Annotated in this window: 12 protein-coding genes; 9 read left to right on the top strand and 3 right to left on the bottom strand. The window is 51.1% G+C overall.

Annotation, left to right across the window (positions count from 1 at the left end):
- The first annotated feature begins 107 nt into the window (after nucleotides 1-107).
- Nucleotides 108-1,421 (top strand): 6-phospho-beta-glucosidase, encoded by a 1,314-nt coding sequence (locus GA565_RS16265; RefSeq protein WP_103072770.1) that lies wholly within the window; start codon nucleotides 108-110, stop codon nucleotides 1,419-1,421.
- Between the two features lie 115 nt (nucleotides 1,422-1,536).
- Here the strand turns inward: GA565_RS16265 and GA565_RS16260 are convergent, their stop codons facing one another.
- Nucleotides 1,537-1,866: a co-chaperone YbbN gene (locus GA565_RS16260; protein ID WP_015697014.1), complete on the bottom strand. Its 330-nt coding sequence runs from the start codon at nucleotides 1,864-1,866 to the stop codon at nucleotides 1,537-1,539.
- A gap of 287 nt (nucleotides 1,867-2,153) precedes the next feature.
- Between GA565_RS16260 and GA565_RS16255 the strand changes: the two genes are divergently transcribed.
- Nucleotides 2,154-2,999 carry a helix-turn-helix transcriptional regulator gene (locus GA565_RS16255; protein ID WP_226950984.1) on the top strand — a complete coding sequence of 282 codons (846 nt, stop codon included), beginning with the start codon at nucleotides 2,154-2,156 and terminating at the stop codon, nucleotides 2,997-2,999.
- Here GA565_RS16255 and GA565_RS16250 read toward each other — a convergent pair.
- Nucleotides 2,983-3,546, bottom strand: a complete 564-nt coding sequence (locus GA565_RS16250) for a YbhB/YbcL family Raf kinase inhibitor-like protein (RefSeq protein ID WP_152199379.1) — start codon at nucleotides 3,544-3,546, stop codon at nucleotides 2,983-2,985. The genes GA565_RS16255 and GA565_RS16250 overlap by 17 nt on opposite strands.
- A 368-nt stretch (nucleotides 3,547-3,914) precedes the next feature.
- Between GA565_RS16250 and GA565_RS16245 the strand changes: the two genes are divergently transcribed.
- The 4 genes from GA565_RS16245 (at nucleotide 3,915) to GA565_RS16230 (ending at nucleotide 7,480) form a co-directional block, all read left to right on the top strand.
- Entirely contained in the window at nucleotides 3,915-5,021 is a 1,107-nt protein-coding gene (locus GA565_RS16245; RefSeq protein WP_152199377.1) for an alkene reductase, read from the top strand.
- Nucleotides 5,022-5,102: 81 nt separating this feature from the next.
- On the top strand, nucleotides 5,103-5,804 hold the full coding sequence (locus GA565_RS16240; protein WP_032693563.1) for a DsbA family oxidoreductase: 702 nt from the start codon (nucleotides 5,103-5,105) through the stop codon (nucleotides 5,802-5,804).
- A gap of 62 nt (nucleotides 5,805-5,866) precedes the next feature.
- A complete protein-coding gene (locus GA565_RS16235) occupies nucleotides 5,867-6,640 on the top strand; it encodes an SDR family NAD(P)-dependent oxidoreductase (RefSeq protein ID WP_152199375.1) in 774 nt (257 codons plus the stop codon).
- 87 nt (nucleotides 6,641-6,727) lie between these two features.
- Nucleotides 6,728-7,480 carry a S9 family peptidase gene (locus tag GA565_RS16230; protein ID WP_152199374.1) on the top strand — a complete coding sequence of 251 codons (753 nt, stop codon included), beginning with the start codon at nucleotides 6,728-6,730 and terminating at the stop codon, nucleotides 7,478-7,480.
- A 244-nt stretch (nucleotides 7,481-7,724) separates the two neighbouring features.
- Here GA565_RS16230 and GA565_RS16225 read toward each other — a convergent pair whose 3' ends face one another.
- Entirely contained in the window at nucleotides 7,725-8,216 is a 492-nt protein-coding gene (locus tag GA565_RS16225; protein WP_152199372.1) for a thioredoxin family protein, read from the bottom strand.
- A gap of 187 nt (nucleotides 8,217-8,403) precedes the next feature.
- Here GA565_RS16225 and GA565_RS16220 point away from each other — a divergent pair, with 187 nt between their 5' ends.
- From GA565_RS16220 to gorA, 3 genes are all read left to right on the top strand, one after another.
- On the top strand, nucleotides 8,404-9,252 hold the full coding sequence (locus GA565_RS16220) for a DMT family transporter (protein WP_103072764.1): 849 nt from the start codon (nucleotides 8,404-8,406) through the stop codon (nucleotides 9,250-9,252).
- A gap of 130 nt (nucleotides 9,253-9,382) precedes the next feature.
- Nucleotides 9,383-10,606, top strand: coding sequence for a MalY/PatB family protein (locus GA565_RS16215; protein ID WP_049089941.1), 1,224 nt, complete (start codon nucleotides 9,383-9,385; stop codon nucleotides 10,604-10,606).
- A 34-nt stretch (nucleotides 10,607-10,640) separates the two neighbouring features.
- Entirely contained in the window at nucleotides 10,641-11,993 is a 1,353-nt protein-coding gene (gorA, locus tag GA565_RS16210; protein ID WP_152199370.1) for a glutathione-disulfide reductase, read from the top strand.
- Nucleotides 11,994-12,023: the final 30 nt, after the last annotated feature.

Here is a 12,023-nt window from a genome sequence, read left to right as displayed (position 1 = left end):
ATTTACAGTAATGCATACCCCGGAATTGATCGTTTGTCCACTAAGCCCCTTGTCCTCTTTAATTGGCCCAACAGACGTCCTGACAACAACGATGAGGGGAATATCTAATGAAGGGTCTTAAGTTAGTGGTTATTGGAGCGGGTTCAAGCTACACACCTGAACTGATGGAAGGCATTATCAAGCGTCAAAATGAATTTCCGATTCGCGAGTTATGGCTGGTTGATATTGAGGATGGCCGTGAAAAAATGGCGATTATCGCGGGCCTCACCCGACGGATGCTGGAAAAAAATGGGCTGGATATACCGGTTTATGAAACCCTTGACCGCACAGAAGCACTGCTCGGTGCCGATTTTGTTTGTTCTCAGTTCAGGGCCGGCTGCCTGGACGCACGGATCAGCGACGAAAGGATATCGCTGAAATACGACATGATCGGTCAGGAGACCAATGGTCTGGGTGGATTTGCCAATGCATGCCGCACTATCCCGATTGCATTGGCTATAGCGAAAGAAATGGAACAACTGTGCCCGGATGCCTGGTTGCTGAACTTCACCAACCCGTCGGGAATGGTCACTGAAGCGATACTGAAACACAGCACAGTCAAAACCGTAGGGCTGTGCAACGTGCCTGTTATTATGCAAAAGGGTATTGCCAGTGCTTTAGGTGTCAGCGATATCAATGAATTTATCATGCAGGTCGCGGGACTTAATCACTTCATTTTTGCGCGCCATATTTATCATGAGGGTAAGGATAAGCTTCCTCAGGTCATTGAGCTGATTTCAGAGGGGAATGATCCGTTGGTGCCTAAAAATATTCCTCCTTTCAAATGGCCGGATCGGTTGTTGGCGAATATGGGAATGATACCTTGCCCCTACCTGCGTTATTACTACATGAGCGACGACATGTACCGTCAGGAGCTTGGCGAAGCACAAGGGGAAGGGACTCGTGGTGAGATCGTAAAGGAGCTCGAAAGAGAACTATTCGAAATTTATCGAAACCCGGAACTCGCCGAGAAACCGAAAGCGCTGGAAGGTCGGGGAGGGCAGTACTATTCGGATGCGGCATGTGAATTGATGAGCGCAATATATAACGACAAACGCATCATCATGCATGTCAATACGCGAAACGATGGTGCGATTGCGGGCCTGCCGGATGACTGTGCGGTTGAGGTCAGTTCAATGATCACCCGTTCTGGACCGATACCACTGAATGTCGAACCTTTCCCGGAAGATGTACTTCGTCTGATTCAACTGATGAAAAGCTTTGAGCAATTGACCATTGAGGCAGCCATCAGTGGTAATCGGTATACGGCATGGCGCGCTTTGGTTATTAATCCCTTGGTCAAAAGCGGCCAACTGCTTGAAAATGCATTGGATGAAGTGATCGAACATAACAAAGCGTTGATGCCGGCCTTCCAACGCTAAGCAGACTGGTCGGTTATTTTATAACAAAGCGGTTATCACTCTGAGCGAGGGGTAACCGCTTGCCGATGAGGCATCAGACCGCTAAGAGACTTTTTTAAACATAGATAAAATGGCATCACTGCCCTTTTTTCAGCTCTGACAATGCTTGCTGATAAAACCCTGCCGATTTAACACCCGGTATACGCTGGACCAACTGCCCATCCTTGAACATCAGTACGGACGGCAGTCCCCAAATTTCATATTTGGTGGTCAGTACCGGTGCCAGATCCACATTCACTTTGCCGACTTTGACGTCGCTTTCTATCTGCTCGGCAAAATGGTTAAAAATGTCTTCGCTCATCTGACAAGGTGGGCACCAGGGGGCAGAGAAACGCACCACCGCAACCCCTTCATGCCTCTCGATTTCTCTAAAATTATCTTCATTGTAAAGGGTTAATTCACGCATCATTCACTCCTGCAGGATGTAACTTGATAGTAATTCTACCTACCAGTTGGTTGGTTTGATTAACATAAAAAGCTATCATCGATAGAAAGGTGCTTAAGCGAAGACAATGCCATGTTTTATCAATGGATAAGCGTCATCTTATGTGGACGGCGTGCTGAGGATTATGATATTCACTCCATCTGAATGAGAAAACTGCCGTATTGTAAAATCGGGATTACTTTATAAAAAAGCAAGCCCATCCATAAAGTGTCGGCCTACAGGGCAGGCCTATTCCTTTTCGTAAGGCGATGATGGAAAGAACATTATCCAGTCGTATTAATGTGGGGAGTACAGCGCATGTGCTGCATACGCAGCCCCTGATGATGCGCCATATCACTATAGATGAACCCACAATCATCCTGGTCCGCCATGGCAGGAAAATAATCCGCTGGGCGCAAGAGGAGATAACGCTGGAAGCGGGGGACGCGGTGGTCATCGGGGAAGGGCACTCTTTTGATATCATCAATACACCATCACCTTTAACGGGTACGTACGAAGCATCATGGCTGAGTTTTTGTGCCGATTTCGTCCAAAACTACTGCTTCATGCATGCCCCACGTATGAGCATGAACGAAGCAAATAAAATGGCAGAGCCAGGCAACAGTTTTCGCCAGGCCTTTTATCACACTGCGGAGGCCATTACAGATACTGAAAACATACCTGAAAGTATCGTGGCCAGGCGTATGGAAGAGATGCTGAGTTGGCTGGATGAATACCGCATTTTCTTCGCGCTGAAACAACATACCGGACTGGCGATAAAAATCCGCAAACTCGTTGCAGCAGACATATCACAAGACTGGAATACTGCGCAGGTAGCAGCTGAATTTGGTATGTCGGCCACCACCCTGAGACGCCATCTGCATGCCGAAAATACGTCATTCACCCATCTGGTGACAGACATTCGCATGTGCCGCGCCCTGACACTTTTGCAGGTGACCGATCTTTCAGTCACCCGCATATCCCTGGAAGTCGGCTATGAAAATCCGTCTAAGTTCGCCGCCAGATTTCGAACCCGCTTCGGGTTCAGCCCCAGCCTGGTCCGGGTTTCCGGCCAGGCTATCGGCAACCTGGCTGCGGTTAGCGGCCCTGCGTAATCTGAAGATGCGCTTCGCCCAGTGAGTTCGCTTTTGCCATAAAGCCGACCAGGGCGGGCGTCGAGTCCGCCGTTATTCCCGGAAGTTTGTCGACACGAAGTGCCGTCAGCGTGATCTCATAACGGTGCGTTTCACCCTTCGGCGGGCAAGGGCCGCCATAACCCGGGATACCGAAATCAGTCCGGGTCTGAATAGCCCCTTGCGGGAGATTTTTGTTATCCGCCGTTATCCCAGCCGGTAACGAGTGAAGAGATGAGGGAATATTCACCACCTGCCAGTGGATCCAACCGAGGCCTGTCGGCGCATCCCTATCATAAATTTTGAGAGCGAAGCTTTGAGTTCCTGCCGGCGCGCCACTCCAGTTAAAAGAGGGGGCAAGGTTTCCACCGCTGCACCCAAATCCATAAGGTGAACTCAGGGTCTGAGCTGCAGGGAAACGGTTTTTTTCAAGCTCATGACTTGTCAGCGTAAAACTGGCTGAAAAAGCGACCTGGCTCGACAACGCCAGGCATAATGTACTGATAACAGTAAGGTGAAGTTTGGACATTTACTCTTCTCTATCGGGGTGATTAATATCCCAATGATAATGGGAGAGAAAGACTCCTCGCCGCCCTGAACCGGCCAGTCTTAGCTCCATAACGCCCAATAATGATATTTGTAATTCCCTGATTTCACAGGATGACGACCATCTCACCGACGGGAGCTCACCTTACACAGCATTCCCTGTGCCTGTCTCCGGTGACAAAAGGACAGCATGATTTGTTCTTTTATCTATTGACCAATCAACTAGTAGGTAGGTATAGTGCAGCCATACGCTTAACCGGCATCAGGAAGCGATCGTCAGCTCCCCGGCCCGCTAAGTATTAACTCCGGCCCCAGCGGGGCTTTTCTCTCTTTCGCCTTGCGAGGTATACGATGAGTAAGTTGTTCACCCCCTACAATCTGTCAGGCATGCAGTTAAAAAACCGCGTGGTCATGGCCCCGATGACCCGCACCCGCACAATGAACGACGTGCCGGATGACGTCGTTGCACTTTACTACGCCCAGCGCGCCTCTGCGGGGCTGCTTATTACCGAAGGCATGCCTGTTTCTGAAGAAGGGCGCGGCTATCTGTATACCCCGGGGATCTACAACGCTGCACACGTTCAGGGCTGGCGCAAAGTGACCGATGCGGTACATGCGAAGGGCGGTCGTATTTTTGCTCAGTTGTGGCATGTGGGCCGGATGTCTCATATCTCAATTCAGCCGGGCAACATCGCGCCAGTTTCCGCCGGTACCGTACAAGCGGTTAACACCACCGTCTTTGCACTGACCGAGTCTGGCGAACCGGGGCCTGTCGTTCCAAGCCAGCCGCGTGCGCTGGAAACCGCAGAAGTTCGACGAGTTACCGCTGACTTTGTCCATTCAGCGCGTCTGGCAATGGAGGCCGGGTTTGACGGCGTGGAAATCATGGCGGCTAACGGCTTCATTTTCGACCAGTTCCTCAGCAGTGAACTGAACCCCCGCACTGATGAATACGGTGGCTCTGTGGAAAACCGTCAGCGGTTCCTGCTGGAAACGGTTGATGCCATCTCTGCGGCTATTGGTAGCAATAAGGTAGGCTTGCGCATTTCACCGTTCGGGCGGATTTACGACCTGGCGCCTTATGAAGGTGAAGAAGAGATTTGGGCCAGTATCGCTGCGGCCCTCGGCCAACGTGAGCTGGCTTATGTGCACCTCTATTATCAACCTGTTTATACCCAGGCACCGGTACCTGCCGGTTTCAAAGCCGCGTTCCGTAAAACTCTGGGGGGCACCGTTATTGCCGCCGGCGGCTTCACCCGCGAGATTGCCGAAACCGCACTTGAGGCAGACGAACTGGATCTTGTTGCGTTTGGCGTGCCGTACATCGCCAACCCTGATCTGGTCGAAAGAATGCAGAACGGCTGGCCGCTGGCTGAAAGCGATCGCACGACGTATTACGGCGTGACGGGGTCGCCGGAAAAAGGCTACACCGATTATCCCGCCTGGGAAGCCAACTAACGCCACGAAGCCGGTGGTATTTGCGGTGCCCACATAAAGAGGCACCGCCAGACGACATTAATGGGGGATTCAGGAGCCAATATGCAAACCCTTAAGCCGATTATTACGATAGATATCTGGTCAGATCTGGTCTGCCCCTGGTGTTGGATTGCCAAAAAGCGTTTCGAACAGGGCCTTGCCGCCTTTGAACACAAGGAACAGGTCGTGGTCCGCCACCACAGTTTCCGTATTTCCGGCGACCGGCCTGCCGTGCCGTTCCGCAAAGCCCTTTACAAGAAGTTTGGCGGGGAACATGGGGCGGAACTGATGATGAATCAGGTGGGCACGGCCGGTAAGGCAGAAGGGCTCCAGTATAACTTTGACACCATGCTCTTTGGCGATACCGAAGATGCCCATACGCTGCTCGCGGCTGCACGTCACGCCAATATGGGCGACGCCATGGCAGAACGGTTTTATCGGGCCAGTGTGACTGAGGGGCGTTCCATTTTCGATCCGCAGGAGCTCATTGCGTTAGCTACAGAAGTGGGCATGTCCAGAGCCGACGCTGAAAGTGCCCTTGCCAATGAGGCCTTCCGTGCATCGGTGGCTGAAGATGAAGCCCATGCCCGGTCGATCGGGGTCAGCGGTGTCCCGCTGTTCCTGCTCAATGAAAAATATGCCATCAGCGGCGCGCAATCTGCGGACAACTTCCTGAACGCGTTGAAGCAAGTCTGGGAAGAAAAAGCGGCTGAATTGGCAAAAACCGACGGCCAGACCTGCGGCGCTGACGGTTGCAGCATCTGAAACCTGAACGAGCCGGCTGCATGACTGCCGGCAAATCTACCCTGCAAATAACGGAGTTCAAAATGAGCGATGACTTTAAAGGCAAAAAACTGCTTGTCGTGGGTGGCACCAGCGGCATGGGTCTGGAAACGGCGCGTATGGTGCTGAAAGCCGGTGGCAGCGTGGTACTGACGGGCAATAAAAAAGACAAGGCAGAAGCGGTCCGCAAAGAGCTGAGCCCACTGGGTTCCGTGTCCGTGATTGCGGCAAACCTGATGACCGAAGAGGGCATGAACGCCATTCGTCAGGAGATTAATGCTAATCATCGCGATATTAGCCTGATGGTCAATGCGGCCGGGATCTTCATGCCGAAAGGCTTTACCGAGCATTTGGAAGCCGATTACGACATGTACCTGATGTTGAACCGGGCAACCTTCTTCATCACGCAGGACGTGGTGAAGAACATGCTGGCCGACGGCCGTGAAGGGGCGATTGTGAACGTGGGCTCCATTGGCGCGCAAGCCGCACTCGGCGACTCACCGGCTTCCGCGTACTCCATGGCCAAAGCCGGTCTCCACGCCTTGACACGCAACCTGGCCATTGAGCTGGCCAGTGCGGGTATCCGCGTGAACGCGGTCTCGCCAGGGATCGTGCATACCCCGATTTATGAAGGCTTCATGGCGAAAGAAGACATTGCCGGCGCAATGCAATCGCTGAACGCTTTCCATCCGCTGGGGCGTGTCGGCACGCCGGAAGATGTGGCCAATACCATCTTCTTCCTGTTGTCCGACAAAGCCTCTTGGGTGACTGGCGCAATCTGGGATGTCGATGCCGGTATCATGGCCGTTCGCAGATAAGCTCGTCGTAACCTCGCAAAGCCGCCCCATGATGGGGCGGCTGATAGGTATCTTGCTTGTAATTCAACCATTCTGAAAGTTAACATAATGAAAAAATTGAAATTTACCTTCAAAAATGCAGAAGGTGAGGAACTTGCCGGGTTGCTTGAATTGCCAGAAAATCCAAAAGCCTTTGCCCTGTTGGCGCACTGCTTTACCTGCGGGAAGGATCTGAAAGGTGCTGCACGCATTGCCAGGAAACTGACAGAAAATTCAATTGCGGTGCTTCGCTTTGATTTCACCGGGTTAGGCAACAGCGAAGGCGATTTTTCCAATACCAATTTTTCCTCGAATATTTCTGACCTGCTGTGCGCGGTCGATTATCTTCGTCGGGAATACGAGGCTCCTTCGCTGCTGATTGGTCACAGCCTTGGCGGTTCGGCAATCCTCTCTATTGCAGCCAAAGTGCCTGAAGCCAGAGCGGTCGTAACCATAGGTTCGCCAGGCGAATTGACGCATGTACAGCGGTTGTTCAAAGACAATATCGAAGATATCAGGAACCATGGCGCTTTCCCGGTAGAGCTTGCAGGCCGGGTATTCACGCTAAAAAAGCAAATGCTGGATAACATTCAGGAGCATAAAATAGCGCAAAAGGTATTTACCATGAATAAGCCGTTGCTGATTTTTCACGCTCCCAATGATGATACCGTGCTGATTGAACAGGCAGAGAAAATTTTTAAAGCCGCCAGACACCCCAAAAGCTTTATCTCACTGGGTGAAGCAGATCATCTTCTGACGCATCCTCAGGATGCGGAATATGTTGCCGGGATTATCGTTGCCTGGAGTTCTGCTTACATTTAAAGGGCGTGTAAAGCTTCGTGAAGCTGCAGGTGCTGTCGTTGGCCACTGAATAAATGGGCGTAGCATTTTGGTTGCACATACAAGACTGCGTAGCATGCTTTCTTTACGCGAAAAAAGCCCTGCTTAGATGCAGGGCTAAGGGCATTGTTGCTATGGTTTATTTTTATAATTTCCCTGGCATTGCTCAACTTCCAGGTTTATTACCTTCAAGTTGAGATTCAATTAATTTAACTTTAACGCTCTCTTATTTTCCTGGAAAAATTGAAGTCAATTCGCGGGCGGTATCGACCAGAAGCTCACCGTTTTTGTAACTCTCGCTCACTTCTCCGTTCTTGCCGATAGCGGTTTTAGGCCGTTCAATAAACTGCCCCAGCGGAGTCGCGTTCTCATCCAGTACCACGGCAAACGGAATTTTGACTTTATCGACACCAAAGTGTGCTTTAAAGACGGCTTCGGCCTTGTCGCGGGTGATAATACCCAGACGTATTGCCGGCGTTGACGCGGCAATGGCATGGATTACAGGCAAGTTTTTATGGCAGTCGGGGCACCACATTTCAGCAGCTACCAGAATGCTGTACGAACCCGGAAGTTGCGAGAGCTTACTGATGACATCGTCAGGTAATGCCTCGTTGGCAAGCCCCTCAAAATGCCGCAATGCGTTGCGGTCTTCTTCTGCTCCGCCAACAAATTCGTTATAATCTGATGCTGCTTCGAGCAGTACGTTGAAATCTTGCATATGTTCTCCTTTGTTAGTAACGGGTCTACGGCTTCACATAAATCTGGCAATGATAAAGGCCAATGCTCCGTGCATGACCTGAAAAGGCGTACCATTTTAGTGTCTGGCTGCCATAAGTAGATATTGTCATCCTACCTACTAATTGATAGATTATCACGTAATTTGTTAATTTTGAGGCGTCACGCTGATGGGGCGGTCTGTTGGATTCAAGATAGTGATAGCAATGATGGCATTCGCAGCCAATTCCGTGCTCTGTCGGATTGCGTTGAAAGGCGAACATATTGATCCGGTGACGTTCAGTGACCTTCGCCTGATGAGCGGGGCGGTGGTCTTGTTACCACTGTTGTTGAGACGTGAGGGGAAAAAGCAGGGCGTCTGGAGCTTGAAAAGCGGGTTCTTTCTTATGGCCTACGCCCTGTGTTTCTCCCTTGCCTATATCCATTTGGATACAGGGACAGGTGCTTTGCTCTTGTTTGGCGTTGTGCAACTGGCGATGGTGGCCCATGGCCTTTTCCATGGGGAAAGGCTGTCTTTTTCCAGAGCAACGGGGCTTGGGCTGGCTGTAGCCGGCATGGCTGCTCTTCTCTTACCTGGTGCCAAAGCGCCCCCCTTGGGCAGCGCTGTTCTGATGGCGCTTTCAGGCCTTGCCTGGGCGGCTTATACCCTCTGCGGAAAGCGCTCTCCTGATGCTGCGCAGGCAACTGCGGCAAACTTCATCCTTGCTGTACCTTTTGCCCTGGTGTTGTCGCCGTTCATTAGCCAGGGAGCGCACTTCGACGGTATCGGAATTGTCCTGGCAATACTCTCTGGTGCCGGTGCTTCTGCCGGAGCCTATGTGCTGTGGTATTCACTTTTACCTCGTCTTGAGTCTGTTGCAGCCAGTACGGTTCAGTTGAGTGTGCCCTGTCTGGCGATGCTGGGAGGCGTAACATTTTTGGGCGAGTCACTGAGCCTCAGAATGGCATTTTCAACGCTGGCAGTCCTTGCGGGCATTCTGTTGGTGATCAAGGCACCGGGTCAGAAAATACGGCACTGATATCAACGTGCCAGTCATGACTTGATCACTCTGCAAATGGTTTTTCAGGTTTTAAAGCAATGGAATATCTAATCGTTAGCAAAATCAGTGACGCTGTGACCTCTTTGGACAAACTAATCGGGTAACCTCTATGAAATACGATTTTGATGAAGCAGTGGACAGGGCAGGGACAGACAGCTTAACCGTCGACGGCTGGCGTGAATATATGTTTGGTGCCCATGAAGGCCCCGCGCCGGAAGTACCGGCCAATGGTTTTATAAACCTCTGGGTAGCAGACATGGCTTTTTCCACCCCCGAGCCGGTGCTTGAAGCCATACGCTCCCGGTTAGATAAAAAAATTCTTGGCTACACCCGCATTTATGACAGGGATTACTATGAGATTTTTGGGGCCTGGTGTGAAAGGAATTACGGATACCGGTTTCAGGAAGAAAGCATTGTTTTCTCCCCCGGTATTATCCCTGCGCTTAACCGATTGGTGCCGTTACTGACCCACGAAGAAGACAGCATCCTCATCCTGACCCCTTCTTACGCACCGTTTAAAAAAGCCGGAGACTATAGCGGTCGTCGCGTCGTCGATTGCCCGCTTAGAAATAACGAAGGCCACTGGGCGGTAGATTTTGAGGCAATGGAACAAGCCCTGAGCGATGACCAGCAGCGAATTAAAGCCTTCTTTCTCTGTAACCCGCATAATCCCACCGGGCGAGTTTGGCGACGTGATGAGTTGCAGAAAATGATAGCGTTATGCCTTAAACATGATGTGTGGGTTATTTCTGATGAAATCCACTGTGATTTATCCCGCTCGGGCGTCACGCATATTCCCGCCGCGTCAATTTTTCCTGAAAATCATAAAATTATCACCTGCATGTCGACCAGCAAAACGTTCAACCTGGCGGGTAACCTGCTGGCAAACATCATGATCCCTGATGCCTCAGTGAGAGCCGAATGGCTTCGCCTGCATGATGATTTTATCTCTCCGCTGAGCCTGGTGGCTAACAAGGCCGCCTGGTCCGAGTGCGATGAGTGGTTGACTCAGGTCAGGCACTACATTGACGAGAACTTCCGTTTTCTGCAGGACTACCTGGGGACATATCATCCGCTGGCCCGTTTTATCATTCCAGAAGGGACTTATCTTGCCTGGATTGATATCTCTCGTCTGGTAGATGTCAGTAATCAGGAAGAGGTAACCCTCTTTTTTGCCAGACATGCGGGTGTATTGCTTGAAGGGGGGCAAATGTTTGTCAGTAACGGCGACGGGCACATCCGCCTTAATCTGGCTTGTCCACGCGCTATGCTTGCTGAGGGGCTCAACCGCATAAGCAAGGCATTGAGTGCCAGTTCTGGCGATGCTACCTGAACGATGACCGCAGCGATGCTGCCTGGAGAACAAAATGACGAAACACTATGACTATATCGCGATTGGTGGTGGTAGCGGTGGTATCGCCTCAATCAACCGTGCGGCGATGTATGGGCAGAAATGCGCTTTGATAGAAGCCCGGGAGTTGGGCGGGACTTGCGTCAATGTGGGGTGTGTACCGAAAAAAATAATGTGGCACGCTGCGCAAATCGCAGAGGCCATTCATCTTTATGGCCCAGACTATGGCTTCGATACCACATTAAACCGCCTCGACTGGGCTACCTTGCTAAAAAACCGCAGTGCCTATATCGATCGTATTCATACTTCATACGAAAATGTGTTAGGTAAAAACAAGGTAGATGTCATCAAAGGTTTTGCCCGGTTTGTGGACGCGCATACGGTGGAGGTCAACGGGGAAACGATTACCGCTGACCATATATTGATAGCCACCGGTGGTCGCCCTAGCCATTCCTCTATTCCGGGAGCGGAATACGGAATTGATTCAGATGGTTTTTTTGCGCTTGAGGCGCTACCGGAGCGCACTGCAGTTGTTGGTGCAGGCTACATTGCTGTTGAACTGGCAGGTGTTCTCAATGCATTGGGGTCAAAAACCCATTTGTTCGTACGTAAGCATGGGCCTTTGCGCAGTTTTGACCCGTTGCTCACAGAAACACTGGTTGAAGTCATGAACGTCGAAGGCCCAACGTTGCACACCCAAGCGATCCCCACTGCAGTGGTCAAAAACCAAGACGGCAGCCTGACACTGAAGCTGGAAGATGGTCGTGAACAAACGGTTGACTGTTTGATCTGGGCGATTGGCCGTGAGCCAGCCAATGACAAGTTGAACGTTGAGATGGCGGGTGTTGAACTCGATGAAAAAGGGTACGTCAAAGTTGATAAATATCAGAATACCAACGTGCCGGGTGTTTACGCGGTGGGTGATAATACCGGTGCGGTTGAGTTAACACCGGCAGCTGTTGCTGCGGGCCGTCGCCTTTCAGAACGCTTGTTTAACAACAAGCCGGATGAGTATCTGGATTACAACAATATCCCCACAGTCGTCTTTAGCCACCCAACAATAGGTACCGTTGGCCTGACTGAACCCCAGGCGCGTGAGGAATATGGTGATGATCAGGTGAAAGTTTATCAGTCATCTTTTACCTCCATGTACACCGGCGTGACGCGTCATCGCCAGCCATCCCGCATGAAGCTGGTATGTGTGGGGTTGGAAGAGAAAATCGTCGGTATCCACGGTATCGGTTTAGGCATGGATGAAATACTGCAAGGCTTTGCTGTTGCGCTGAAAATGGGAGCAACGAAGAGAGACTTCGACAATACCGTGGCAATTCACCCAACTGCGGCAGAAGAATTTGTCACGATGAGATAATGGTGAGTAGTGCCATTTAGCACGTGACGG

The sequence above is a fragment of the Rouxiella sp. S1S-2 genome, from assembly GCF_009208105.1.
In the GTDB taxonomy this organism is placed as follows: Bacteria; Pseudomonadota; Gammaproteobacteria; order Enterobacterales; family Enterobacteriaceae; genus Rouxiella.
The sequence above is the reverse complement of the archived record's forward strand: the minus strand, read 5'-3'. Positions and strand labels throughout refer to the sequence as shown.